The 25,614-nt window shown below is 54.9% G+C and carries 26 protein-coding genes and 1 pseudogene; 17 read left to right on the top strand and 10 right to left on the bottom strand.

The genetic code is table 11. The annotated features are described in order from the left end of the window. Nucleotides 1-90: 90 nt before the first annotated feature. The 6 genes from AACY18_RS02850 to AACY18_RS02825 all read left to right on the top strand — a co-directional run bounded on the left by AACY18_RS02850 (nucleotide 91) and on the right by AACY18_RS02825 (nucleotide 5,249). Nucleotides 91-1,443 (top strand): epoxide hydrolase family protein, encoded by a 1,353-nt coding sequence (locus tag AACY18_RS02850; protein WP_339464152.1) that lies wholly within the window; start codon nucleotides 91-93, stop codon nucleotides 1,441-1,443. Nucleotides 1,444-1,509: 66 nt separating this feature from the next. Next, the gene (locus tag AACY18_RS02845; protein WP_339464150.1) at nucleotides 1,510-2,583 is read left to right on the top strand and encodes an alpha/beta fold hydrolase; all 1,074 of its coding nucleotides are present in this window, start codon (nucleotides 1,510-1,512) and stop codon (nucleotides 2,581-2,583) included. A 24-nt stretch (nucleotides 2,584-2,607) separates the two neighbouring features. Next, nucleotides 2,608-3,117, top strand: a complete 510-nt coding sequence (locus AACY18_RS02840) for a cytochrome P460 family protein (protein WP_339464148.1) — start codon at nucleotides 2,608-2,610, stop codon at nucleotides 3,115-3,117. A gap of 25 nt (nucleotides 3,118-3,142) precedes the next feature. Further along, on the top strand, nucleotides 3,143-3,919 hold the full coding sequence (locus tag AACY18_RS02835; protein WP_339464147.1) for an alpha/beta fold hydrolase: 777 nt from the start codon (nucleotides 3,143-3,145) through the stop codon (nucleotides 3,917-3,919). Nucleotides 3,920-3,974: 55 nt separating this feature from the next. Next, nucleotides 3,975-4,727, top strand: coding sequence for a 3-oxoacyl-ACP reductase family protein (locus AACY18_RS02830; RefSeq protein ID WP_339464146.1), 753 nt, complete (start codon nucleotides 3,975-3,977; stop codon nucleotides 4,725-4,727). Between the two features lie 195 nt (nucleotides 4,728-4,922). Continuing rightward, the gene (locus AACY18_RS02825) at nucleotides 4,923-5,249 is read left to right on the top strand and encodes an antibiotic biosynthesis monooxygenase family protein (RefSeq protein WP_339464145.1); all 327 of its coding nucleotides are present in this window, start codon (nucleotides 4,923-4,925) and stop codon (nucleotides 5,247-5,249) included. On the opposite strand, the gene AACY18_RS02820 is transcribed toward AACY18_RS02825, so the two are convergent. Then, a complete protein-coding gene (locus tag AACY18_RS02820) occupies nucleotides 5,240-6,169 on the bottom strand; it encodes a LysR family transcriptional regulator (RefSeq protein WP_339464144.1) in 930 nt (309 codons plus the stop codon). The two genes, AACY18_RS02825 and AACY18_RS02820, sit on opposite strands and share 10 nt — an antisense overlap. A gap of 132 nt (nucleotides 6,170-6,301) precedes the next feature. Here AACY18_RS02820 and AACY18_RS02815 point away from each other — a divergent pair, with 132 nt between their 5' ends. The 3 genes from AACY18_RS02815 to AACY18_RS02805 all read left to right on the top strand — a co-directional run bounded on the left by AACY18_RS02815 (nucleotide 6,302) and on the right by AACY18_RS02805 (nucleotide 9,941). Then, nucleotides 6,302-7,627: an MFS transporter gene (locus AACY18_RS02815; RefSeq protein WP_339464143.1), complete on the top strand. Its 1,326-nt coding sequence runs from the start codon at nucleotides 6,302-6,304 to the stop codon at nucleotides 7,625-7,627. Nucleotides 7,628-7,678: 51 nt separating this feature from the next. Further along, on the top strand, nucleotides 7,679-8,428 hold the full coding sequence (locus AACY18_RS02810) for a creatininase family protein (RefSeq protein WP_339464142.1): 750 nt from the start codon (nucleotides 7,679-7,681) through the stop codon (nucleotides 8,426-8,428). Between the two features lie 94 nt (nucleotides 8,429-8,522). Continuing rightward, a complete protein-coding gene (locus AACY18_RS02805; RefSeq protein ID WP_339464141.1) occupies nucleotides 8,523-9,941 on the top strand; it encodes an aldehyde dehydrogenase family protein in 1,419 nt (472 codons plus the stop codon). A gap of 123 nt (nucleotides 9,942-10,064) precedes the next feature. Here the strand turns inward: AACY18_RS02805 and AACY18_RS02800 are convergent, their stop codons facing one another. Together AACY18_RS02800 and AACY18_RS02795 are read right to left on the bottom strand one after the other, a co-directional pair. Continuing rightward, nucleotides 10,065-10,481 carry an Ohr family peroxiredoxin gene (locus AACY18_RS02800; protein WP_123419610.1) on the bottom strand — a complete coding sequence of 139 codons (417 nt, stop codon included), beginning with the start codon at nucleotides 10,479-10,481 and terminating at the stop codon, nucleotides 10,065-10,067. A 42-nt stretch (nucleotides 10,482-10,523) separates the two neighbouring features. Beyond that, a complete protein-coding gene (locus AACY18_RS02795) occupies nucleotides 10,524-10,913 on the bottom strand; it encodes a hypothetical protein (protein ID WP_123419609.1) in 390 nt (129 codons plus the stop codon). Between the two features lie 521 nt (nucleotides 10,914-11,434). On the opposite strand from AACY18_RS02795, the gene AACY18_RS02790 reads away from it, so the two are divergent. Then, entirely contained in the window at nucleotides 11,435-12,034 is a 600-nt protein-coding gene (locus AACY18_RS02790; RefSeq protein WP_339464140.1) for a hypothetical protein, read from the top strand. Nucleotides 12,035-12,205: 171 nt separating this feature from the next. On the opposite strand, the gene AACY18_RS02785 is transcribed toward AACY18_RS02790, so the two are convergent. Further along, nucleotides 12,206-13,210: a quinone oxidoreductase family protein gene (locus tag AACY18_RS02785; RefSeq protein ID WP_339464139.1), complete on the bottom strand. Its 1,005-nt coding sequence runs from the start codon at nucleotides 13,208-13,210 to the stop codon at nucleotides 12,206-12,208. A gap of 23 nt (nucleotides 13,211-13,233) precedes the next feature. After that, nucleotides 13,234-13,800, bottom strand: a complete 567-nt coding sequence (locus tag AACY18_RS02780; protein WP_123419606.1) for a TetR/AcrR family transcriptional regulator — start codon at nucleotides 13,798-13,800, stop codon at nucleotides 13,234-13,236. A gap of 265 nt (nucleotides 13,801-14,065) precedes the next feature. Here AACY18_RS02780 and AACY18_RS02775 point away from each other — a divergent pair, with 265 nt between their 5' ends. The 4 genes from AACY18_RS02775 to AACY18_RS02760 all read left to right on the top strand — a co-directional run bounded on the left by AACY18_RS02775 (nucleotide 14,066) and on the right by AACY18_RS02760 (nucleotide 16,073). Next, nucleotides 14,066-14,329, top strand: coding sequence for a DUF2790 domain-containing protein (locus tag AACY18_RS02775; RefSeq protein WP_339464138.1), 264 nt, complete (start codon nucleotides 14,066-14,068; stop codon nucleotides 14,327-14,329). 48 nt (nucleotides 14,330-14,377) lie between these two features. Beyond that, a complete protein-coding gene (locus AACY18_RS02770; protein ID WP_339464137.1) occupies nucleotides 14,378-14,716 on the top strand; it encodes a hypothetical protein in 339 nt (112 codons plus the stop codon). A 337-nt stretch (nucleotides 14,717-15,053) separates the two neighbouring features. Next, complete coding sequence (locus AACY18_RS02765) at nucleotides 15,054-15,470, top strand: organic hydroperoxide resistance protein (protein ID WP_339464135.1); 417 nt, start codon at nucleotides 15,054-15,056, stop codon at nucleotides 15,468-15,470. A 339-nt stretch (nucleotides 15,471-15,809) separates the two neighbouring features. After that, on the top strand, nucleotides 15,810-16,073 hold the full coding sequence (locus tag AACY18_RS02760) for a DUF2790 domain-containing protein (protein ID WP_339464134.1): 264 nt from the start codon (nucleotides 15,810-15,812) through the stop codon (nucleotides 16,071-16,073). Nucleotides 16,074-16,167: 94 nt separating this feature from the next. On the opposite strand, the gene AACY18_RS02755 is transcribed toward AACY18_RS02760, so the two are convergent. Beyond that, the gene (locus AACY18_RS02755) at nucleotides 16,168-17,394 is read right to left on the bottom strand and encodes an MFS transporter (RefSeq protein WP_339464133.1); all 1,227 of its coding nucleotides are present in this window, start codon (nucleotides 17,392-17,394) and stop codon (nucleotides 16,168-16,170) included. A gap of 139 nt (nucleotides 17,395-17,533) precedes the next feature. On the opposite strand from AACY18_RS02755, the gene AACY18_RS02750 reads away from it, so the two are divergent. Beyond that, nucleotides 17,534-18,349, top strand: coding sequence for an AraC family transcriptional regulator (locus AACY18_RS02750; RefSeq protein ID WP_339464132.1), 816 nt, complete (start codon nucleotides 17,534-17,536; stop codon nucleotides 18,347-18,349). Between the two features lie 44 nt (nucleotides 18,350-18,393). Here the strand turns inward: AACY18_RS02750 and AACY18_RS02745 are convergent, their stop codons facing one another. The 4 genes from AACY18_RS02745 to AACY18_RS02730 form a co-directional block, all read right to left on the bottom strand. After that, the gene (locus AACY18_RS02745; RefSeq protein WP_339464130.1) at nucleotides 18,394-19,734 is read right to left on the bottom strand and encodes a sensor histidine kinase; all 1,341 of its coding nucleotides are present in this window, start codon (nucleotides 19,732-19,734) and stop codon (nucleotides 18,394-18,396) included. Further along, nucleotides 19,731-20,471 (bottom strand): response regulator, encoded by a 741-nt coding sequence (locus tag AACY18_RS02740; protein ID WP_123419598.1) that lies wholly within the window; start codon nucleotides 20,469-20,471, stop codon nucleotides 19,731-19,733. Before AACY18_RS02740 ends, AACY18_RS02745 begins: the two co-directional genes overlap by 4 nt. 339 nt (nucleotides 20,472-20,810) lie before the next feature. Continuing rightward, the gene (locus AACY18_RS02735) at nucleotides 20,811-22,244 is read right to left on the bottom strand and encodes a catalase (protein ID WP_339464128.1); all 1,434 of its coding nucleotides are present in this window, start codon (nucleotides 22,242-22,244) and stop codon (nucleotides 20,811-20,813) included. A 157-nt stretch (nucleotides 22,245-22,401) separates the two neighbouring features. Beyond that, nucleotides 22,402-22,818, bottom strand: a complete 417-nt coding sequence (locus AACY18_RS02730; protein ID WP_339464127.1) for an Ohr family peroxiredoxin — start codon at nucleotides 22,816-22,818, stop codon at nucleotides 22,402-22,404. Between the two features lie 476 nt (nucleotides 22,819-23,294). Here AACY18_RS02730 and poxB point away from each other — a divergent pair, with 476 nt between their 5' ends. After that, a complete protein-coding gene (poxB, locus tag AACY18_RS02725) occupies nucleotides 23,295-25,016 on the top strand; it encodes a ubiquinone-dependent pyruvate dehydrogenase (RefSeq protein ID WP_339464126.1) in 1,722 nt (573 codons plus the stop codon). A 254-nt stretch (nucleotides 25,017-25,270) separates the two neighbouring features. Then, nucleotides 25,271-25,614, top strand: a pseudogene (locus AACY18_RS02720) (hypothetical protein); the annotation flags it as partial.

Below are 25,614 nucleotides of genomic sequence, written 5' to 3'. Positions count from 1 at the left end.
ATGACGCCGCTCAAAACCTGCGATCTGGCACCCCAGGTTAACCCGACCCGGTCGTGGCAGCAGGGCACCGACATCCAAAGGAGATTCATCATGCATGTGGCTTCCCCCGTTATTACATGGCGCAGGCGCGTCCAGGCAGGCGTACTCGGTATTGCGACCTTGGCGGCCAGTTGCGGTGCGTGGGCGGCCAGCACTGCTGCTGAACAGCCGAGTGCGACTGCTACTGTGGCTCAGTCGCAAGCCATTCGTCCGTACCGAATTCATGTCGACGAAGCGCAATTGACCGACCTGCGAAAACGCATCGCCGATACCCGCTGGCCTGACAAAGAAACAGTGGGTGACGTCTCCCAAGGCGTGCAACTGGCGCAGGTTCAGGAATTGGTCAAGTACTGGGGCAACGGCTACGACTGGCGTAAAGCCGAGGCGAAACTTAATGCATTGCCCGAATTCGTCACCACCATCGACGGTGTCGACATTCAATTCATTCATGTTCGCTCGCGCAACCCCAATGCCATGCCGCTGATCCTGACCCACGGCTGGCCGGGCTCGCAGTTTGAGTTCCTCAGCACCATCGGTCCGTTGACTGATCCAACGGCGTACGGCGGGCGGGTGGAAGATTCTTTTGATGTCGTCATCCCGTCGATTCCGGGCCATGGTTTTTCCGGCAAGCCGACTGAGCTTGGTTGGGGCCCTGACCGTGTGGCGAAAGCCTGGGATGTACTGATGAAACGCCTCGGTTACAGCCATTACGTTTCGCAGGGGGGCGACCACGGCTCGGTCATCTCCGATGCCTTGGGCCGCCTCGGACCGCCCGGTTTGCTGGGCATTCACTTGAACATGCCGGCCACTGTGCCGCCAGAACTGGTCAAACCGATCAACAGTGGTGATCCGGCACCGGCCGGGCTGACCGAGCCTGAGCGTACCGCCTACAACGCCCTCAGCACGTTCTTCGGTCGTAACGCGGCCTACGGCGCCATGATGGTCACTCGTCCGCAGACTATCGGCTACCTGCTGGCTGATTCACCCGCCGGCACTGCTGCGTGGATGTATGAAAAGTTCGCTGCCTGGACCGACAGTGACGGTCACCCCGAACGCGTCCTCAGCCGCGATGAAATGCTTGATGACATCAGTCTTTATTGGCTGACCGACAGTGGTGCGTCGTCCTCCCGTTTCTACTGGGAGAACAACAACAATAACTTCAGCGCAGCAGCGCAGAAGACCGCCGACATCAAGGTGCCCGTGGCGATCACTGTGTTCCCCCATGAAATCTACCGCGCGCCGAAAGTCTGGGCAGAGCGCGCCTACCCATCGCTGTCCTATTACAAAGAAGTCAGCAAGGGCGGCCATTTCGCCGCGTGGGAACAGCCTCAACTGTTCAGCGAAGAACTGCGCGAAGCCTTCCGGCCCCTGCGGACCGGTGCGCAGAAAAACTCAACCCATTGAAACTTTCCATCACTCTGATCTGAGCACAGGGAGCCGCGCGAGCGCGGTTCTCTTGGGAGACCCATAATGAAAACCGTCGCGTTGAATCACACTGCAGTTTCACGGCATCGCACGCTGTCCGCGCGATCCATTCTGGCGATTGCCTTGCTGCAAGCGGGTGCGCTGAGCATGGCGTCCTCGGCAGCGTATGCGGCTGAAGTACCTGCCGGAACCATCGCCCCAATCACTGCCGGCAGTAACGTTTCCTTCGGGCCCTTAAAGCATGTCAAGGCGGGTTTGCTGGACGTTGCTTATGCCGAAATGGGGCCGGCTGATGGCCCGGTCGTGATCCTGCTGCATGGCTGGCCTTACGACATTCACAGTTATACCGACGTCGCGCCGGCGCTGGCGCAGAAGGGGTATCGCGTATTGATTCCCTATGCGCGCGGTTATGGCGACACGCGTTTTCTTTCCGCCAAAACGATCCGCAATGGTCAGCCCGCTGCATTGGCGAGCGACCTGATTGACTTCATGGATGCCCTGAAGATCAAGCAAGCCGTTCTCGGCGGCTATGACTGGGGCGCACGCACCGCTGACATCGTCGCGGCCCTCTGGCCTGAACGGGTCAAGGCGCTGGTCGCGGTGAGCGGTTACCTGATCGGCAGCCAGGAAGCCGGCAAGGCACCGTTGCCACCCGCCGCCGAATTGCAGTGGTGGTATCAGTTCTACTTCGCGACAGAGCGTGGCCGTCTGGGCTACGAGAAAAACACCCATGACTTCGCCAAATTGATCTGGAAGCTGGCCTCGCCGCAGTGGCATTTCGACGACGCGACCTACAACCGAAGCGCCGCCGCTTTGCAGAATCCGGATCACGTTGCCGTGTCCATTTTCAACTATCGCTGGCGCCTGGGACTGGTCAAGGGCGAGGCCAAATACGACGCGCTGGAGAAAAAACTCGCGGCCTTTCCATCCATCAGTGTGCCAACCATCACCATGGAGGGTGACGCCAATGGCGCACCGCATCCACCTGCCGAGGCGTACGCCAAGCGTTTCACCGGCAAATATGAGTACCGGTTGATCAGCGGTGGTGTCGGTCACAACTTGCCGCAAGAAGCACCACAAGCTTTCGCCCAGGCGGTGATCGATGCCGATCACCTTTGAGAACCGGCTGAAAGGATGGCAACCATGAAACTCAAATATCTGGCAGTGATGTCGGCTGCCATTGCAAGCGCCGCATTGACCGCCACCGGTGTCGCCCTGGGCGACGCCGGTCATGGCGAAGCCTCACCGATCTATGGCGTGAAGTTGCCTGAAAACTATCGCTTGTGGCCGATGATTGCCCCGGCGCAGGAAGCGGCACCGTTGGACGAACTGCGAGCCGTGCTGGGCAATGACCTGGCCATCAAGGCATATCAGGGTTCGACGTTGCCATTCCCTGACGGCACGGTACTGGTAAAGCTTGCCTGGAAGCATGTGCAGTCCCCGGAATTCGAGCCGGCGTCCATCCCGGGCGCGGCCACGACCGTGCAGGTCATGGTCAAGGACTCGAAGAAATATGCAGCAACCGGAGGCTGGGGATTCGGTCGGTTTATCAACGATAAACCGGCCGATGAAGCCCAGCATCAAACCTGCTTCGCCTGTCACCAGGCGCGAGTGCGCAATCACGATTTTGTCTTCACTCGCTTCGCCCCCTGATTTCCCGTCAAACCTGGAGATTGCAATGAAAAAAGTAGTGGCCGCGCTGGCCGTCGCCGTCAGCCTGAGTGTGGGTACACACGCCTGGGCACAAACTGAAAAGCCCACGATCGTGCTCGTCCACGGCGCCTTTGCCGATGCGTCGAGCTGGAATGGGGTGGTGAAGATTCTCGAGAAAGATGGTTACCCGGTGGTTGCTGCCGCCAACCCACTGCGCGGTGTAAAAAGCGATGGCGCGGCCATCTCGGCATTGCTGACGAGTATTCATTCGCCTGTAGTACTGGTCGGCCATTCCTATGGAGGCAACGTCATCAGTGATGCGGCCAACGATCATGCCAACGTCAAAGCGCTGGTGTATGTCAGTGCGTTTGCACCCGAGGCTGGGGAAACGGTCGCCGGGCTGGCAGGCAAATTCCCGGGCAGCACGCTGGGTCCAACCCTGGCTGCGCCTGTACCGTTGGCCGATGGCGGCAAGGACTTGTACATCCAGCAGGACAAGTTTCACGACCAGTTCGCCGCTGACGTCCCTACGAAAGAGGCGGCATTGATGGCCGCCACCCAGCGCCCGGTGACGGAAGCGGCGCTAAACGAACAGTCTGGCACACCTGCCTGGAAGCATATTCCGTCCTGGTACATCTATGGCGACAAGGACAAGAACATCCCGCCGCAAGCCATGGCATTCATGGCCAAGCGCGCCGCCGCCAAAGGTGTGGAGGTCGTCAAGGGCGCGTCCCATGTCGTGATGGTTTCGAACCCGGGACCGGTTGCCCATCTGATCGAAAAAGCCGCCACGGCGAAGTAATGCTCATCGGCGTGCGGGTGCGCGTTTTTAATGAACCTCAGTGGAAGGTAAGAAAATGAACAGCAACTCACAACGTTTTATCGGCAGGACTGCCTTGATTACCGGTGGCTCGCGCGGCATCGGTGCTGCAATTGTGCGCCGACTGGCTGTGGAGGGCGCTGCAGTAGCCTTCACTTACTCGGCATCCGATGTGAAGGCCGAGGCGCTTGTTGCCGATATCCGGGCACATGGGGGCAGGGCGCTGGCGATCAAGGCCGATAGCCGGATCGCAGAGGATATTGAGCGTTCCGTCAGTACCGCGGTAGAACACTTCGGTGCGCTGAACATCCTGGTGAACAATGCCGGAATTTTGGGGCTCGGGTCAGTAGAAGAGTTCAGTGTCGAGGCGCTCGACAACATGTACGCGGTAAACGTACGTGCCGCCTATGTGGCGATTCAGGCCTGCTCCAAGGTCATGAGTCGCGGTGACCGAATCATCACCATCGGCAGTGTCGCCGGCGCACGTAGCGGTTTTCCCGGGTCCAGCGCCTACTCGATGACCAAGGCCGCACTGGTTGGTTTAGTGCGTGGTCTGGCCCTGGATTTCGCCGCGCGCGGCATCACCGTCAATAACATTCAACCCGGTCCGACGGCGACCGACATGAACCCGGCCGATGCGCCTTATCTCGATCACGTGATCAAACTGGTGCCGCTGGGTAGGCTCGGCACCGCTGACGAGATCGCTGGTATGGCAGCGTACCTTGCCAGTGAGGATGCTTCGTTTGTCACTGGCGCGAGCCTGACGGTCGACGGCGGATATCTGGCCTGAGCCCAGCTGTCTTGCGGTATTGCCCTGATCAGTTGTTGGACATCTGTAGATATCGCCGTGCAACGTGTTGAGCATTGGCGTGCTGCCGGGCATCAGGAGCAATACCGCAATAGCGCCCCGAGTACCTCGATCAGGTAACCGATGAACAGTGTGAATACGGCAGAATTTCCGGTAGGTCATACAGGAGAGTTGAGAATGTTAATTTCAGCAATCAATACCGTCGAAATCGATGCCGCACCCGGGCGAGTGGGTGAAGTCTGCTCGATACTTCCTCACATTGTTCGTGAACTCCTTGGCAAATCAGGCTGTATGGGATACGCGATTACTGATAATCGTCGGGCGAAAAACTCTTGGATCGTCAGCGGTTACTGGGAATCGGAAAGTCTGATGCGTGCACATTTTGATCATCCGGAACTTGCCGGGTTTATGGATATGTGGAGGGCTGGCATGGCAAGCCGAATTAAATTCAACACCTTCATTGTCAACCCAGCTGAAGATCAATGTCGCGTTTCTCATGGGTGATCAGGATTGCTGGAAGCGAACATCGGCAAGCGCTTCAGCATCCAGTTCAGCAGTTCTTGAGCGGGGGCCGCCAGCGGGCGTCCGGACTTCACCAACAGTTTCGCCTCGACCCTCTGGAACAGTGGATGGTCGACGGCTACGGCCGAGAGACTGCCTTGTGCGATTTCCCGATAGGCCGCCACCTCGCCCAGCAACGAAGCAAACTCGCCGGATGCAACAAGGCGCTTTAGGGCGGCCAATGAGTTGCTGACCAGAGCTGGACGGATTTCTATCTTTTCGGCGTATTCGAGCATTTTCAGCGCATGCCCGATACCGAAGGTGGTTGGAGTGAGCACCAGTTGGCAGTCGAGCAAATTGGCGACGGTAGCCATCGCCCCTTTCAAAGCCAATGGGTGGTCCGGGCGAACCACCAGCATCACCGGTTGTCGGGACGTCGCTCGAAAGTCGATGTGGGGGTGGGGAGGAGGATTGTAGGCCAGGCCGATATGCGCGCGATTTTCTGCAATCTCGTTGAGGACGTCGTCAACAGGCAGGATGTCCAGCCGGATATCGAGCTTGGGAAACTGTTTGCAGAACGGCGCGAGGACGTGGTCGACCAGTGTATCGACGTAGCCCTCACTGATGACGACCCGCACGTGTCCCAACTGTAGACCCTTGATCGCCTGGAGCTGATCTTCAAGCTTTTCCTGGTGCGATCGATAGCCTCGCCAGAATTCCAGCAGGTGCGCGGCAGCCTCGGTGGGCTGAACGCCCCGGGCCTGGCGTTCAAACAGCCGGATGCCTAGTTCTTCTTCCAGCAGTTTGATCTGACGCGTAATCACTGACGGGGAAGTGTTGATGCTGTCCGCTGCGCCCCGGATCGATCCGTGGATCAGCACCTCATGAAAATACCGCAAGCGTTGCTGGTTGATTTCGCGCACTAGTGTTTCCTTGTGAATCCTCCGTTGCTCTCAGGGCAACGATACATGAACATAGTTGCTCTTGCTGCTATTTACGCCGTCGGCGCAACATCTCTCCACACGTCAGACCAACAAGAAAAACTGGAGACTCACATGTCGACCATAGTGACGCCCACAGACAGTGCCGCCCTCGCAAAGTTGTACCGCAAGCTCAATTGGCGCCTGTTGCCACTCCTGTTCGTTTGCTACGTATTTGCCTATCTGGATCGAATTAACGTCGGCTTTGCCAAACTGCAAATGCAAAACGACTTGGGGCTGTCCGACGCCGCATACGGTGTCGGTGCAGGCGTTTTTTTTCTGGGGTATGTGCTGTTCGAGCTGCCCAGCAACCTGATGCTGCCTCGAGTGGGGGCACGAAAAACCTTCAGTCGCATTCTGGTGTTATGGGGCATCACATCGGCCTGCATGCTATTCGTGCGCGACGTGCCAACGTTCTACGCCATGCGCTTTCTGCTCGGCGTTTTTGAAGCCGGTTTCGCACCTGGGATGATCTATTACCTGTCGTGCTGGTACGGCCCCAAAAGAATGGCCCGGGCCATTGCGATTGTGTTCATCGCAGGTCCGGCGGGCGGAATTATTGGCGGTCCGCTTTCAGCGTGGCTGATTTCCACATTTGAGGGTGTGGGTGGCCTTGCAGGATGGCAATGGATGTTCCTGATTGAGGGTTTTCCCTGCGTTTTGCTCGGTGTGTTTGCTTATTTTTACCTTTGCAACCATCCCGCCGACGTCAGTTGGCTGAGCATCGAGGAGAAGCAAATGCTGCAGCGTGAGCTGGGGGCTTCTCCGGGAGGGGCGCACTCTTTCAGAGCGGTGTTGCGCGATCGCAGGATTTACATCCTGGCGTGCGCCTATTTCTGCATTATTTTTTCGATCTACGCCATGAGCTTCTGGCTCCCGGCGATCCTTAAAGCGCAAGGCATCCACGACATGATGCAGCTAGGTTGGTGCGCCGCGATTCCCTATGTGGCAGCGGCAGCCGGCATGTACTGGATCGGGCGCCGCTCCGACCGTTTCGGCGAGCGCCGCTACCACTGCGCGGTCCCGGCAGGCGTCGGGGCACTACTGATACTTTTGTATCCTGTTGCCGATGGGCACCTGATGTTATCAATGGTTCTGCTGACGCTGGCGATCGCCATGATGTTCATGGCCTACACGGTTTTGTGGGCAATACCCTCTGAACTCATCAAGGGCGAAGCGGCAGCGGGCGGCATCGCTCTGATCAATACCATCGGTCTGTGCGGCGGCTTTTGGGGCCCTGCAGTGATCGGTTGGGCAAAGACATCAACAGCAAGCATGAACCCTGGCATCGTCGCTGTCGGCGGCGTGTTTCTGTGCGCCGCATTCGTGATCATCGCGAGCAAACCGCTGGCGCATCGCGATCGGGTCTTGAATGCACCGCAAGTTGATCGGGCGCTTTGAACTTCACACCCATCGTGTTCCGCAAGGGACCTTTCCAAAGAGAGAACGCAGATGCTTTTACATCTATCGACCTGGGCCGAAATCGCAAAATTTCTCGAGCGCAGCCGCACCATCGTTATCCCGATCGGTTCCAACGAGCAGCACGGGCCTACCGGACTGCTGGGGACGGACTGGATGTGCCCCGAAATCATCGCCCATCAGGCGCAGGAGTCAGCGGATATCCTGATTGCCCCGACCTTCAATGTCGGCATGGCGCAGCATCATCTTGGTTTCCCTGGAACGATCACGCTCAGGCCCTCGACATTCATCGCCGCCATCGGTGACTGGACTCGCTCGCTTGCTGCCCACGGTTTTGAAAAAATCTTTTTTCTCAATGGCCATGGCGGCAACATTGCATCGATCGAAGCGGCGTTTTCGGAACTCTACGCCGAAGCGAGTTTCGCACGTCGCCCGGCGGGTTTTGCCTTGAAGCTGTGCAACTGGTGGGATCTGGAAGGGATCAATGACCTGGCGAAGGACCAGTTCCCGACAGGACACGGCATTCATGCAACGCCTTCGGAAATTGCCGTGACCCAGTGGGCCTATCCGCACGCCATCAAGTCAGCTGACTACTCGCCACAGATCGCCAATTGGGGGCCCATTCGAGAGGCTGCCGATTTCCGTGCCCGTCACCCGGATGGCCGCATGGGATCGGACCCGGCGCAAGCGTCACCGGAAAAAGGCCGGCAACTGGTGATGATGGCAGCTCAAGGCCTGGTGGAGGAGGTGCAAGCCTTCAGCCGCGAGCCGATGCCAGGCTGAACCGCGGGAGTTTTATTGGGCCTGGCCAACGCCTGGGCATACCGGGCGTTGGTGCTCCTCGCGGGGTAAACCGCATTCGATCAGGTACGCCAAGATGTGGAAGATCAATCATAGTTACATTGATGGAGCATTCGTTCCCGTTCAGGGAAATGAAACGGTGCAATGCATCAACCCCGCGACCGAGGCAGTCATCGGTACGGTGACCTTGGCTAATCGTGAAGATGCCAGGCGTGCAATCGCGGCGGCTTCGCGTGCTCAAGTCGCGATGGGCCGCACCTCCAAGGCCGAGCGTATCGACATGCTTAGGCAGTTGCAAACTGCGGTGCTGGCGAGCACGGATGAAATTCGCGATACCGCCATTGAGGAGTACGGTGCACCGTTCGCCCGTGCGCAATGGGTCAGTCGCTACGCTTCGCAGTCGTTTGCCAATGCGGCGCAGGTGTTGAAAGACTACGACCTGATTCGTTCGATCGGCGACGCTACCGTGGTGATGGAGCCGGTTGGCGTAGCGGCGTTGATTGCGCCCTGGAACAGCACCGCCGGGACGATATGCAGCAAACTGGCATCGGCCATTGCGGCCGGCTGTGCCTCGGTCATCAAACCGAGCGAGTTGAGTCCCTTGCAAACCAATGTGCTCGCCCAGGCATTGCATCGCGCAGATTTGCCCAAAGGGATTTTCAATATTCTATTGGGGCGCGGCAGTGATGTCGGTGACGAATTCAGCACCAGCCCACACATTGCGAAAATTTCGTTCACCGGGTCTACCGCCACCGGCAAGCTCATTGCACGCGCCGCTATCGAGACCATGAAGCGAGTGAGCTTGTCGCTCACGGGGAAGTCGGCCTCTATCGTCCTTGATGATGCCGATCTCGACACCGCCATTCCCTTGGCACTCAATGCCGCCTTCATGAACAACGGTCAGGCGTGTGTCGCCGGCACGCGCCTGCTGGTGCCGCGCAAGCACGCCGAGGAGATCATCGACCGTGTGAAATACCTAGTCGAAGCGATGGTCGTCGGCAATCCCCAGGATCCCGCCACCGTTATCGGGCCTCTGGTCAGTCAGGCGCAATTCGACCGCGTACAAGGTTTCATCCGCCGAGGGCAGGCTCAAGGCGCGACGCTGATTACCGGCGGGGAGGGCAGGCCGATCAACCTGGACAAGGGCTATTTCGTAAGGCCAACGGTCTTTGCAGACGTCAGCGGTGATATGGACATTGCGCAAGAGGAGATTTTCGGCCCGGTGCTGTCGATCATCGCGTATGACTCGCAAGAACAGGGGATCGAGATTGCCAACGCCAGTGTCTACGGCTTGCAGGCCTATGTATTTTCCCGGCAACCGGAACAGGCCCAAAGCCTGGCGGCCCGGCTGCTGGCCGGCTCGGTGTTGGTCAACAGAATCGCGCCAGAGCTGCTTGCGCCGTTTGGCGGAGTCAAACAGTCCGGTGTCGGCCGGGAGTTCGGCGTCTTTGGTCTGGAATCGTTTCTTGAGGCCAAAAGTATTGTGTCGGATTAGCCTGGGTTTGGCGGGATATTGTGTTCCCGTCTGGTGTTTCGAATAGCCATTGATTGCGAGGCAGAAGCAGGCGGTTTCCTTTGCTTCTGCTTCTGCTGAAGGTATTGAGCAAAGGGCGGAAAATCAGGCAAGTGTGATGCTCACAGGGATGTTGGCGCGCGTGGCTTTTGAGTAGGGGCAGTTCTGGTTTGCCGCTTCAATAAGTTGCAAAGCGGTGTCCGACTCGATGTCAGGCAACGATACGACCAGTCGGGCCTGCAGAGTAAAACCCTGTTCGCCATGGATCAGATCGACTTGAGCATCGACACCGGCCATCACTGGAAAGGCGATCCTGCGAGCATTGCAGGCATGGCGCAGAGAACCGAGAAAGCAGGCTGACCAGCAGACTGCGAACAATTGTTCCGGGTTGGTGCCTATTCCGGGCGCGCCGGGTGGAGATAGCTTGAGGTCAAGTCGTCCATCATGGCTGCGGCCGGTGCCCTCTCGACCTCCTGTAGTGTAGGTGTGACCGGTGTAGAGGGTTTTTTCGATATTGATCATGAATACTTCCTGGCGTTGATAACGCGGCATCGAAACATCGAATCACGTCACTTGCATGGCTTGCTGGCAGTTGCGCACCGCCACACCTGCAAGAGCGTCGAAAACGACTTCTGAGCCCGAGTTGCCCAGTAGAGTTGATCGTGCGATATCGAGAACCCACGCCCGGAACGGTAGGTTCGGGTCATAACCTGGCTGTCCAAGGTAGAGCGCCTTGAAAGCTTCCTGAACCAGGCCAGCTGTGGCTCCACGCTTGATTCGCCCGGCCTGCACTTGGCCTTCATAGAAGGCGATGAGTAAGGGTGTCACTGCCGCAAAGAGTTGTCGTGACTCACGCCGGTCACGCCTGACGACACCCGCCATCAAGGCGTGCAATTCGTCGTTCCCAAGCCGCTCGGCTGTGCTAAGACAACTCACGCGATAAACTTCGGCCATGATCGGATACCTCTACGTCATCTGTTCAACTGATCAAGCAACCGGGAAAAAGGAGGTTGCCAAAGTTTGAGTGCTGCAGCTGGAGCATGACGTCACAGGATGAGACTTACCAGTTATGCGGTGTTAGCGCTTAATAGTAGACACGCTGGGTGGGCATAGTTATGAGGGTAGGGGACAACACGTATCTGCTATGTCCACTCATCATCCCAACGCACTCTTCACAAATACGTCAACGCTTTTCCGCTTTGAGATAATCGAACTCGGTTTAGATAATGCGACGCTAGGAGTGCGCACCTTTTGGTACGTAAACGCCCTGAGGCTGAGCGGCAAAAAAGTCACATGCAGCGGCAACATATTGCCGCCTTAATTAACGATTTGTATCGGCGCCTGCGCTGTTCTTGGGAAAAACGAGCTAGAAGTATTTGAAACTGTGGTTTAGCGAAATTTGCATCTGAGTGGCACATTTTTTGCTATTTTTGAAATGCAATATTTATATAATTTTTCTATATAAGGAGTTCCTCATGATAATTGGAAGCCGCGACCTCTCTGTGGCGTCTTGGAACAAGACCGCCATACATACGAATATGGTACAAAAGGATTCGCTTTTTAACCTAGCATCACCCGTCCAATTCTCTCAGTCTGGATTTTCTGGAGTCAGCAAAACCGACACTTCGACGGCGGGCTCGGATGATAGGAAGGACTTCGATGAGGCTTTCGCGAAGATGATGGTAAATTTGAGGAAGGCATCATCCCAATCCGAGGGCGCTGAGGTTACAGACGCGGCCCCGTCGCCCATTGCAACATTTCATAATCATGACGCCACATTTTCCGCAAACAGTAATGACGTAGCAGGTAATGAACTGGCTACAAGTCCTTACCAATCCCCACCCTCATCCGAGAAAACCGCGTCGGAATTATTCACGGATTACATGAACCAAACAGATGCCGAGAAGCTTAGAGAGCAATTGACGGGCGTGAGTAAGGAGGAATATGAAAAAATGTCTCCCGAAGAGCAAGCTGCCCTAGACAAAAGAGTCGAGGAGTTGACCAAGGAAAAAGCCAGAGCGGAACAACAAGCGATCAAAGCGAAGATTGATATGGTGAAGGCTGAATTGGCTTAAAGTTGATGCCCGGGAATGAGGGCAGGAAGAGAACCTGCCCTCATTCTGCGAAGTTGAAGGGAGTTTTGCTTACTGTTGCAAGTACTGTCCGAACAGGGGCGGTGTCACTATGCGTTGTTGCGCATAAAGTTATTTTACTTGTCAAAGATATTTCCGCCGCCCCCCTCAGCGCTATGACTGTGAGGGGATTAACAATAGCTTTCCGGTGGTGCTCCTGCTTTCCATATCCAAATGTGCCTTGGCCGCGTCCGCTAATGGGTACTGTGCGCCGATCCTGATATTGAGTTTTCCGGCCAGGATCATGTCGAAAAGTTTGGCGGAATGGTTGCGCAATAACTCTGGCGTACGTACGTGATCCATAAAGGTGGCGTAACCGATCTTTATGCTCTTGGGAAGGCTCATAAGTTTTATTGGATCCGGTGCACCAAGAACCGGACCGAACCAACAGAAAGTCCCTGATATCCGGAGCGAATCGAGAGACCCTTGGAATGTCTTCGGACCAGAGCCGTCATAAACCACATGTACACCTTGACCGCCTGAAAGTCGGATAACTTCCTCGGCAAAATTGCCCTCCGTGTCAACGATCACATGGTCGGCACCCGATTGTTTTGCAATTGCAATTTTGTCGGGTGAAGAGACTCGTCCGATGACATGCCCACCTTTAAGCTTGATCATTTGAGTCAGCAGCAAACCGAGGCCGCCCGATGCTGCATGCACCAAAGCAATGTCACCTGGTTGGACAGAATAGAAATCTGATGTGAAGTGGCTGGCTGTCAGCCCCTGCATCATCACCGAAGCGGCGGTTCGATCATCTATTCCTTCTGGGATGGTGACAAGCGAGGAAGCCGGGCAAACGATTTTTTCCGAATAACTACCAGGCACGTAGACCCATGCGACGCGCTGTCCGGGTGAAATCCCTGTTACTCCTTCTCCGATAGATAAAACCCGGCCGGCTCCTTCGACTCCAAGGCGCTTGGGGTTTGGCACATCCCGCCAGACACTTCCTTGTCTGGCGCCAATGTCCATGAAGTTGACCCCGGCTGCACTGACCTCTACGAGTACCTGGCCGGCATCGGGAGTAGGGGTCGGAACACTGACATATTCAATTACTTCGGAGCTACCCGGTTGGATCATGACAATAGCTTTCATAAATGCACCTGTTTTTTGAACGATCATTCCAGAATCGGGAAAAAAAAGGCTTATTTCAGAGCCTTAAGCGTGAGGTGAGAAAGTGCGATCAGTTCGGCCTCGCTCGCCCCACCCCGCGCAGCGATTCGAATCGCCGCTACGTTTGCCAGCAGGAAACCGGCTGCATAATCCGGATCAAGATCAATTGACAGATCGCCAACAGTCTTCGCCGCGCGAATACTTTTCACTAATTCGGTACGTAAAGCTCGACCAGATGGCTCGCGTATTTGATTCAGATCTTCTTCGTTACTGCCGAACTCAACAATCGAACCGATGCCAAGGCAAGGGCGATTGGCTTGCGCGACTACTCGTTCAAGCATTTTCTCCAGGCCTTCTATAGCCCTAGTACTCCCTCGCAACAACGCGATATGAGCCGCCGTTTCTGATGCGCCGTACTTTTTTAGCGCAGAGCAGTACAGCTGCCATTTGCCGTCGAACGTATCGTAAAGACTCTGTTTACCGATTTTCATTGTGGTCGTCAGCATCTGCGTGGATGACCCCGCAAAGCCATGCTCGCGGAAAACCTCGACTGCCGCGTCAAGCGCTACTTCTATATCGAATTCTTTAGATCTGGCCATGGCGAAACCATAAGCATATTGGACTGATCAGTCAATAATAATTTTTAGGGTGTGCCAGCCGTGGCGAACTGGTAGAGCGCCAAAAATCCCTTGAGGTTTGTATCGATGTGTATTTCCGGGCGGCTCTGATATGGATCGATTTGAACAACCCTGTTTTCGACACAGACCAGATACCTCTCAGCCTTCTAATAGGCCCCATCGAGGCAAACCCAACCGCCTCGGCACAATTGCACAACCTAGCTATTGAAGCCTTGAGGAGATCACCATGAACACCAAAGCAATCTACGCCGCTTGCCTGTTTGCCGCCCTGAACATCTGCACGTTGTCCGCCCGCGCCGAAGCAGGCGTCTCGCCTGAGATTTACACCTATGGCACCCACCTGGACATCAAGAAAGTGGTGTCGCTAAAACAGGATGCCACACCCACCTGCGGGGTTGTGAATGCCCAGATGACCTATCTCGATTCCCAGAGCAAAACCCAAGTCCTGGACTACCGCAAGTTCGCTGACGGCTGCATTGGTGACAACTGAGTCCTCCACTTACCGATTGCTAATCCCCTTTGAACCAGGAGAAAAACCATGAACAACGTGACTCGCTTTTTGACCGCCGCTGCTTTCGCCCTGGCTGGTGCCGCCGCTCATGCCAACGCCGCTGTTGAACAAAGCTCCTGCGGCAGCAGCACATGCTTCCAGTTGACCCCTTTGAACGCGCAGGGCGGTGGTGACTTCCTGGTACAGGACGGCTCAAGCCGTACGCCGCAAGGTCAGTTGGTAGCTGCTGATGGTTCTAGCCGTACGCCGCAGGGTCAGTTGGTAGCTGCTGATGGTTCTAGCCGTACGCCGCAGGGTCAGTTGGTAGCTGCCGATGGTTCTAGCCGCACGCAGCAAGGTCAGATGTTGGGTAACCAGGCGGTTTGAATGATGTCCCTTAAACACTACCACCCCTTGTAGTAGTTGCTTGCCAACGCCTACAAGGGCCCATCTCCAAAATGACACCCGATCAACTACCCGCCCTCGCTGTCGGACGAACCACGCCGACAGCCCTGCATTTTCCGCTACCTCGGTGGCTCCCACGTATCGTAATCCGGCCGACCCAGCGGGACAGTGAAATTACAGAGTTACCGCCAGCGATTAGGGAACCAACAACCAGACTTGGGGGAACGATACCTTCGTGCAATCGAGAGGTAACCAAGGGTCTGCTCTGATTCACCAACGCATCCGGCATGCGTCTTCCCATAAAATAAGGAGCTTCAATATGACATCCAAGAAAATCCTTTATACCGCTAAAGTACACACCACAGGTGCTCGCGATGGGGGCACTTCACGAAGCGACGACGGAAAGTTGGATATCCGCCATTCGCTACCGGGTATCAAAGGCAACGGTACCAACCCAGAACAACTCTTCGCGGCTGGCTGGTCGGCATGCTTTGACGGAGCGCTGGGGCTCGCGGCGCGCAAGTTTAAAGTCGAGCTTCCGACCGACGTCGCTATTGATGCCGAAGTCGATCTTTGCCTCGAAGGTGATGCCTATTTCCTGCGTGCTCGGCTTAACGTTAGCCTGCCGGGTGTAGAGCGTGATATAGCCCTCCGCCTGATCGATACCGCGCATCAGACATGTCCCTACTCGAAAGCTGTTCGCGGAAATATAGACGTTGTCCTCAATCTCGTCTGAGCACAGCCCTGACGAAATCCCAAGTATGCGCATGACTACCTGAGGCTTTTTCAGGTAGTTGTGTTTTTGTGTCTGCCTTTAAGTCAAGAGGTGGTCAACAATCCGCATGTTTTTACTACATTTCGCGAAACACTAGGCCGATGTTACCTTCGGTTAAATAGTCCTGTTTGGATGAGCTGAAATCGTAATTTCATGTATCTGAGGCTTTCCCGATACGAACTGTTTAATTTGCGGAAGTTAGTGACACATAAGGGATACATTAACGGCGTTAAATGGGACTCATCGCAGCAGCACAAGCTGTCTTGCTGGATCACTCATTCAATAACTGGAGATGTCTTCATGAACTGGAAGAACCTCAGCATCGCTTCACTGTTTTCCATCGTTAGCCTCGGCGCCGTCGCAGCAAATGCCCAGGAGAATGTAACTCCGCACGCCTACATGTACGGCGATCACTTGGACATTGCTAAAGTCACTTCAGTCAGCGAAACACCTTCATCCGGTTGCGGTGTCGTTAACGCGCGGCTGGCTTATTTAGACTCGGCTGGCAAGTCCAATGTGCTGGATTATCTTACCGCCGGTCAAGGGTGCGGCCAGGACAATTGATGTCCCCCGCAGATGTTCCCTTCAGGAGACCTTTGACACATCCGGTCTCTTTTTCAGGCTCATCTGTACGCGTCGGCATTAAACCGTTGCGATGTCACGTCGCCGACACCCGTAATTCTGTTTCGGATGCAGGCTTCAGAATTGGCGTCAGGCACAGCATAAAAAGAAGTACTGCAAACAGCATGTCATAAGCAAGCTCGTAGCTTCCGGTATAGTCACGCAGTGCGCCGAAGCAGACGGGGCCCAACGCTGCAATTAAGTAGCCAACGAAAAGCATGAAGACGGTCCAAGCCCCGGCTTCTGCAGGCGTTTTGGAGTTGTCCAGTGGCAACGTCATCCCAACTGTGAAAGACATGCCTAGACCGGTTGCCACAAGTAATACGTAAAGAATCGGCGAAGTTTCTGGAGCAAACGCCATGCCCGCCGTACCGATGAGTGCAAGTGCGGTGGTGACTCCCAAAAGACCACGACGGTCATGGGCCCTTCCAGGGATCAGGCCAGCACCGACACTTGCGATTGCAAACACCGCTGTAAATAGCCCAAGTAACACTCCGGCGGGCAGGGGCGTTAGAGCGGTTTCGGTAGATGCGGGTGCTAACCAGGCGAAGAGGGCATAGACCACGAATTGACTTGAGCCGAAATACAACGCTACGAGCCACGCTTGAGGGTTGCTCCACGGCATCCCGGTCACGGACGGCCGGTTATCAACGGTGTTGACATTCGGTGCGGAAGTTACGAACCGTCGGGCCATCCACAACCAGCTTATTACAGCTGTGACGCACAGTAAGCTCCAGATCCCGGCACCCACCCGCCAGCTTTGAGCGAACTCAGTAATCGGCGCAGTGAATAACGCAGATAGAGTTGCTCCTACGCTAAGGCCAGCAGCATAGATACCCATGAAGAATGCTGGCCGATGTGGAAAGTGTGCTTTTATCCAACCGCCGATGAGAGCACCAGCAATTGCGATTCCGATACTGACCAGAAATGTACTGAGCAATAGAAAAACGGTATCCGGAGATATTGCCCGCACCAAGCAAGCAGCGCCCAGCAAAACCAACGCTGCAATTACGCAACGGTCGGTACCAAAGCGCCGGCTTAGATTGGGTGCCAGTAAGGCGAAGACGCCCATGCATACATCTGGTATTGAGGTCAGCAATGCCGCCTGGGTAAAAGTCAAACCATATTGGTCTTGAATCAGCAGCAAGATGGGACCGATGGAAACAATTGCAGGACGTAATGCAATGGAAAGAACCAATAAGCCGATGACTGCATGCACACTATGTTTATCGGCTGCATTAGGAGAGGTGTTGGTGGGGGCCATTTTCTACGTACCCTTATTGTCTGAAATTTGATCAAGGGCGATCGTAGCGCTACAAAAGAATCGGCAGGTGCCAGCTTATGTCTTCAAAGTGACAATGTCAGAGGCTTCGGCATTGCAACCCAATTGGTGAGTGTGATTGATGAAGCAAAAAATACGGATTGTCAGCGAAGCCGAAGATTTGGACGGGCGCAGTGTGGATTACCTGGACTATCAGGACGTACCGCGGCTGATGACGGCGTTGGCTCGCAACCAGATGGCAGGGGAATACAATCCCCCGCATACACATTGCCATGGCCAGTTGTTGTATGCCATCAGCGGTGTCATGCGTGTTGCGACCCTCGGTGGTCTGTGGTTTCTCCCGCCTAAACGAGCTCTGTGGATACCCGCCGGAGAAGAACATGACCAATTGATGCTCAGCCCGGTCAAGATGCGTTCCATCTACATAGAAGCCGACGTCGCCGCCAGTTACGGAGACAGCTGCCGAGTCGTGGACGTTTCTCTGCTATTACGCGAACTGATACTGGTGCTGGCCAGTGAACCCATCGAATATTTACTCGAGGGCCGCAATAGTCACGTCGTAGCTCTGATTCTTAGTGAACTGGAGTCTGCACGAACATTGCCGCTTGAGATTCCGTGGCCGGTAGACCGCCGGCTGTTGGTGGTGTGCAACGCTATTCTCGATACGCCAGGACACGCTCGCAACGTAGATTATTGGGCAGACAAAGTCGGTGCCAGTTCGCGCACGTTAATCCGCCTGTTTCTCAAGGAAACAGGCCTGACTTTCCGCCATTGGGTGCAACAAGTGCGATTGGTCAGCGCCTTGAACCGGCTCGAGAAGGGCGAGTCAATCGGGTTGATTGCCCGGGATCTGGGCTATGTTAGTGCAAGTGCGTTTAGCGCAATGTTTCGTCGGGCGATGGGAGAGTCCCCGCGGGCGTTTCTGATTCGTGAATAGTCGGTGCAGCCAATGGGCTGGCGCAGAAAATGAATGGCACCGCCTTATCCGGTGGTGCTATTCCTCCTTGAAGAATCAGACGAGCTACTGGGTAGTGTCAGTTGAGCGCACAGTCCGCCACCTTCTCGGTTGTACAGTATTAAAGTACCTTGAAGTTTTAGCGTTAGTTGTTGAGAAATTGCCAGGCCCAGCCCTGTACCGCCCGTGTCACGGTTGCGCGAGCTTTCCACGCGATAGAACGGTTTAATCACTTCTGGCAATTGGTCCTCGGGAATTCCTGGACCACGATCCAAGATCTGGATCACCAAGCTCTTGTTCGCTTGGGGCTCAACGGTGATTTGGACCTCTGTGCCAAACTTCAGCGCATTGTCCACAAGGTTCACCAGCACTCGTCGCAGTGCATGCGGCCGTGTATCGATAACGGTGCCGATTTCCGCGTTTAGAACCACACTTTTTCCAGTATCCAGATAATCGAATACTAGGCTGTCGAGGAAAGAATGCAGATCGAGCCGGCGGCTGGTCTCAGTTGAACCATCCATGCTGCGCGCGTATGCCACCCCTTCCTGAACCAGATGCTGCATCTCGCTCAGGTCCTTACAGAGTTTGTCCTTCTCTACGGAGTCTTCCATGAACTCGGCGCGCAGTTTCATACGCGTGATGGGGGTCTGCAAATCGTGAGAAATGGCAGCCAATAGTTGCATGCGCTCTTTTATGTGAGTCGCGATGCGCTCCTGCAGGGTATTAAAGGCAACTGCTGCATAGGCCACTTCTATAGGGCCTGCCTCATCAAGACGAGTTCCGCCCCCGTTCGGATCAAGAGTATCGACTGCCTTTGATAGACGAGTCAGGGGGCGTATTGCAGTTCGTACTGCGAACCATGTACAGCCGAATAGTAGCAACAGTTGCACGATTAACAACAACGGTAGCCATGGCGACAGCGGGGATATTTTGGGCCGAACATCAATCGTCAGCGGGCTTCCGTCGCTCAGGCGTAGGTGCGCTTGATAATGCGGACGCAGGTCAGAAATATCAGTAAAGCTAAGGTCGTAATCTTGTCCTAGTGTAACTTCCATTGAGCGAACAGACGCCGGGGCGGAGGCAAGGTTCATCGGCGTACCTGGTTGGCCCTCGTCCAGTTGATAGCGATAGTTTGGATGCTCAAAGCGCGGCAGCCAGCCTTGACGTTCAGCAGCGGGCAGGCGCTCAAGCATTGCCACAGTGGTCGTCAAGTCTTGCTCCAGATTGCCCAGCATCAGTGTCATCGCGCTTTGGTATCGCTCATAAAATTGCAGCCCAAAAGATAGTCCATGAGCTGCTACAAGGCTGACGAGAAAGATCAACGACAGTCGCGAGGCCAACGTTCTTGGCCACCGCAGCGGCGTCATGACTGCTCTCCTAGAATTTCCACCGGATAGGTGAAAACATACCCTTCGCTGCGCACGGTCTTGACGTAGGCTGGGTCGCGGGCGTCGTCCAGCAAGCGTTGGCGCAGACGGCTTACCAACAAATCGATGGAGCGATCGAAGAGATCTGCGTCGCGCCCCTGGGTCAGATTGAGCAATTGATCGCGGCTCAGGACGCGTTGGGGGTGATCGACAAATACCCTCAGCAAACGGTATTCCGCTCCGCTTAAGGTGACGATAGTGCCCTCGCCATCGAGCAAATGACGCGCCGTGGTATCTAACCGCCACTTACCAAACGCAAGCAGGCGACTAGCCTCGCTGACAATCAAATTGGGTGGCAGCATGCGCGTGCGGCGCAGTACGGCATTGATACGTGCAAGCAGCTCACGGGCTGCGAAGGGTTTAACCAGGTAATCATCAGCTCCCATTTCCAGGCCGATGATGCGGTCAGTTTCTTCGTTGCGTGCGGTCAGCATCAGGACCGGTATGCTTTTATGTTTGCCTGAACGAAGCTCTCGACATAAGAGCAGTCCATCGTCCCCCGGCATCATGATATCCATCACGATGAGGTCCACGGTAGAGGACTCAAGAAAGGAGCGCATCTGTCGGCCGTCCGCCACGACCGTGGTTCGCAAACCGTTCTTTTTTAGGTAGTTACCTACCAGCTCTCGAATCTCGCGATCATCGTCGACTATCAGAATGTGATCAACGTGTTCCATCTGACTCACCATAGATCCTCAGCATTTCGCCATGTCCCATAACGAGCGACGTTTTAGCGATTGAGTGCGCAGGTGTCTATTACATCAAGGTGTAAGTAGTGAAACCCATTAACGTGGGTTCCTGAGCGGTGCAAAAATTCAAAAGACCGGCGCATCGTACGCCATAAGGCACTATCCCTTTCGCCGCCGGCAGGACACTGAAACGGCATTCAATAGACTGAGCCTTCGGCAGTGTTTTCTTGAGTCGCATTGGGGTCAATTTCAATGATGGGGGCTAGCGGGAAAGGGCGAGAGCAAACGGAGCGGAGCTCCTATTTGCTCCTGCTGATAGCGCTTCGATCAACCTAGTAGTTTAATTGCCTGGGCCACGCCTGATCCGTATTCCGGATCAGCTTGTGTGCAGTGATTGATGTGGCGTTGCTTCGTCTCTGCGGTAGCCCCGCGGATTGATCGCGCAGTGTTGCTGAACAGCGCCTGTTTCTGGACTGAATCCATCAGCCGAAATAGGGCGCCGGGTTGAGAAAAGTAGTCGTCGTCTTCTCTGTGGTTCCAGTGCCCGGCACTTCCTTGCAGTGATAGAGGAGGCTCGCGGAAGTCGGGTTGCTCTACCCATTGTTCATGGCTGTTGGGCTCATATCCGATGATGCTTCCGGCATTTGCGTCGGTACGCATCAGCCCGTCCCGGTGATAGTTGTTAACTGGACATCTGGGGGCATTTACCGGAATCTGATGATGATTAACGCCGACGCGATAACGTTGCGCATCGCCATAGGAAAACAATCGAGCCTGAAGCATTTTGTCTGGTGAGAAGCTGATGCCAGGCACGACGTTGGCAGGGTTGAAGGCGGCTTGTTCGACGTCGACAAAGTAGTTGTCCGGGTTGCGGTTGAGCTCGAGGACACCGACTTCGATCAGGGGATGATCTTTATGCGGCCAGACCTTGGTCAAATCGAAAGGATGGATCGGATAAGACCCAGCCTCCGCTTCTGGCATTATTTGAACGTAGAGTTTCCATTGGGGAAAACGACCTTCCTCAATGCTGGTGTACAAATCCCGCTGTGCGCTTTCGCGATCATCGCCGACCAGTTCGCAGGCTTGCTGATCAGTCAGGTTCTTGATGCCTTGTTGGGTTTTCCAGGTGAACTTCACCCAAAAACGTTCGTTCGCCGGACTAATGAAACTGAACGTATGGCTGCCGAATCCGTGCATGTGTCGATATGAGTACGGTAATCCGCGGTCGCTCATAACGATCGTCACCTGATGCAAAGCCTCGGGCAGCAGTGTCCAGAAATCCCAGTTGTTTCTGGCACTACGCATATTTGTACGTGGATCACGTTTGACTGCGTGATTGAGGTCTGGAAACTTCAACGGATCCCGCAGAAAAAACACCGGTGTGTTGTTGCCCACCAAATCCCAGTTGCCTTGGCCGGTATAAAATTTGATGGCAAACCCGCGAATGTCACGCTCGGCGTCGGCGGCTCCACGTTCGCCGGCCACGGTAGAAAATCGGACGAATACATCCGTGGTCTTACCAATGCTCGAAAATAAGTCTGCTTTTGTGTAGCGGGTGATGTCGTGAGTAACGGTGAAAGTGCCGAATGCGCCTGATCCCTTTGCGTGCATTCGGCGCTCAGGAATAACTTCACGATCGAAGTGCGCCAACTTCTCGAGCAGCCAAACGTCCTGCAATAACACAGGTCCTCTAGGACCAGCCGTTTGAGAGTTGTTGTTATCGCCCACGGGCGCGCCGGCTGCTGTCGTCAATTTTTTCATTATCGGACCCTACTCTTGGTTGTTGAAAAAAAATTGCATCAGATGTGCTGAACAGGGAAGCGCGACACCAGACGTCACGGCCGCCATGCTTTGTAACTTCGCGCTTCACACGACCGTTGCACGTGTATCCGAAGTGGGGAAGTGATTAGCAATGAGTTCAGAGGAGACTGAGCTGAACATCGACATTGCCGCGGACGGCTTTCGAGTAAGGGCATGTCTGGTGCGCGCTGTAGATCAGTCGGTGCGCTACCTCGCGGTCCAGTCCCGGCAAGCTGATGTTCAACCGGGCGCATAGAAAATACGCCTCTCCACTGAGGCAAAGGTCAATCTCGGCATCGATAGAAATATCAACCGGCAGCGTCACCTTCTGCTTCAGTGCCGCAAGGCCAAGTGCCGCGTCAAAACAGGCGGACCAGCAAGCGGCAAAGAGCTGTTCCGAGTTCGTTCCGCTGCTATCGAAACTCGGCAGCGAGTGCCTGATGTTCAAGCAGCCGTCATCACTGCGAGAGTACCCCCCGCTGCGAAGCCCTTTCGTGTGAACCCTGACGGTATACAACGCTCTGCCGCCCTCCATCTCTGTCTCCTGATCTTAGAACGCATGGGCATTTTTCCAGTGTCTCGGTCACTTAGGTCTGGATCTAAATCAGGAGTATCAAAACAGAGCATTCAAAGCGGGACGATTACACAATGGTATTGGCCAATTGCCGGATGGCGGTGATCAACACAGAATCTTGTTATTCCGGAACTTGAAAAAGCGAAGCCTAAGGGAAGCGTCCAAGTGGTGCGTTTCAATCAGTAAAGCAATTTGATGACTTGGGCCGATACTTATGTGTAAGAGATCGGTGCGTGGCTTTCGCCTAAGATCATTCAAACGATGGTCTAAATTTCACCTGCGATGCCGTCGCCAATCAATATGGCCTGTAATACGCCCTTCTAAATCAAATAGCCTCGCAATTCGATGCTATATGGCGAATACGGGACTTGGCGCGGCAATGGCTTCAACTGCGGTTGTTCCTGTAGTCACGAACTTTACTTAGAGGAGTTTATAAGATGGCCAGAACAGTGTCGGACTTTGTCGTTGAAGCCTTGCGTGGCGCAGGAGTGAAGCGCATCTATGGTGTCGTAGGCGATTCGCTCAACGGATTTACGGATGCACTGCGCCGGGATGAATCCTTCGACTGGGTTCATATGCGCAACGAAGAAGCAGCTGCGTTTGCTGCCGGCGCAGAAGCACACCTTACCGGCGAACTGACGGTTTGTGCGGGTAGCTGTGGCCCAGGAAACCTTCACCTCATCAACGGGCTTTTCGATGCTCACCGAAGCCGTGTACCTGTATTGGCGATTGCAGCCCACATCCCAAGCACCGAAATAGGGATCGAATACTTCCAGACAACGCACCCGGAAGTACTGTTCAAGGAATGCAGCCATTACGTTGAATTGGTTTCCCGACCTGATCAGCTCCCGCAGGTGTTGGAGCGCGCGATACGTGCGGCGCTTTCAAAAAAAGGGGTAGCAGTAGTGGTGCTACCGGGGGACGTCGCTTTGCAGCCTATCCTGGTGCCGGTACCGCGTTGGCTTGTGCCCAGCGAGCCTGTCATCCATCCCCGCCGGGAAGAGCTTGAGCGGCTCGCTTTCATGCTGAATAAAGGCAAAAAAATTACTCTGCTTTGCGGGGCGGGTTGCGCGGGCGCGCAGGAGGACATCTTGAGCTTGGCTCAGAAGCTGAAAGCTCCCGTTGTACACGCGCTTCGTGGCAAGGAATTCATTGAGTACGACAACCCCTATGATGTCGGAATGACTGGGTTAATCGGGTTCTCATCAGGCTACGCCGCTATGAAGAATTGCGACACTTTACTGATGCTGGGCACCGACTTTCCTTACCGGCAGTTTTATCCAAAAGACGCACGCATTTTCCAGGTTGATATTCGCGCTGAAGCACTTGGAAACCGGTGCAGCTTAGACATGGGTTTGGTTGGCCAAGTGAAACCCACACTCGAGGTACTGCTTCCTCTGCTAGAGGAGCACAATGACCGCGTTCATCTTGATGCTGCCCTGAAGCATTACAGGGAAACTCGCGCTGACTTGGACGCGCTGGCGGAAGCAGGCTCAGACGGCACGATGATTCATCCGCAGTACGTGACCCGCCTGGTGAGTGAACTAGCGTCGGAAGATGCCATTTTTACCTGTGACGTCGGCACTCCAACTGCTTGGGCTGCACGCTATTTGAAAATGAACGGCAAACGCCGCCTCATCGGTTCGTTCAACCACGGCTCTATGGCCAATGCAATGCTCCAGGCTATCGGTGCGCAGTGCGCGTTCCCTGGTCGCCAAGTTGTCTCTATGTCTGGCGATGGTGGCTTCGCAATGATGATGGGCGATGTCCTGACATTGAGACAGATGAAACTGCCGGTGAAAATCATCGTGCTTAACAACGGCACGTTGGGGTTTGTGGAAATGGAGATGAAAGCCCACGGTTTCCTGGACGTCGGTTGTGAACTGGAGAACCCGAACTTTGCCGCAATGGCACAAGCCATCGGTATCAAGGGCATCCGGGTTGAAAAAAGTTCGGATTTGGCCGGTGCATTGGAGGAAGCCTTTTGTCATCCAGGCCCCGTGGTGGTGGACGTTGTCAGCGAAAGACAAGAACTGATCATGCCGCCAAAAACCACATTTGCCGAAGCGCAAGGTTTCGGGCTTTTCATGCTAAAAGCTGTCCTTGATGGCCGGGCCAGACAACTCATAGATCTAGCTAAGGTAAACCTGGTTCGATAAGCATCAGGATTTGAGCCAGTCGCGAACACGCTGGCTCTACAGACGCTCGATCTTGCGGATACCGTGCCCGATTCCTTCGCGCCGATTGAAATAAATTCAAGTTCGAAAAGCATTATCGTCTGCGTGGTACTCCACATTCAGCACCCACCTTATTATCACAAAGAGCAATAGACATTCGATAGCGCACACGCTGGAATATAGACCTCTAATAGCTACTGACATATCACCCATACTTACTGGTTCAGAGAGATAATATGCGCATTGTGTTCTGTGGCGAGACTTTTCCCGATACTGCAGAGGCACTTCGGCAAGCGTTGCCAGTCGATGCCGGTGATGAAGTGATTGTGTGGTCAGGAGAGGATCTAAAGACCCTTCCCGACGATATAGATGTATTGATTCCAAAAATGCACGGTGTCGATTCCCACCTACTTGAGACAAGCCGCTGCCGCCTCGTGCAGCAATGGGGGGTCGGCCTGGAAGGCGTTGACGTTTTTGCGGCAGATGAGTTAGGGATTGCAGTGGCTAACGTCTCGGCCAATGGAGGCAACGCGGACTCCGTTGCGGAACATGCGGTGCTTTTGATATTGGCGTTGCTTCG

The sequence above is a fragment of the Pseudomonas sp. EA_65y_Pfl2_P74 genome (assembly GCF_963970575.1).
In the GTDB taxonomy this organism is placed as follows: domain Bacteria; phylum Pseudomonadota; class Gammaproteobacteria; order Pseudomonadales; family Pseudomonadaceae; genus Aquipseudomonas; species Aquipseudomonas baetica_A.
The sequence above is the reverse complement of the archived record's forward strand: the minus strand, read 5'-3'. Positions and strand labels throughout refer to the sequence as shown.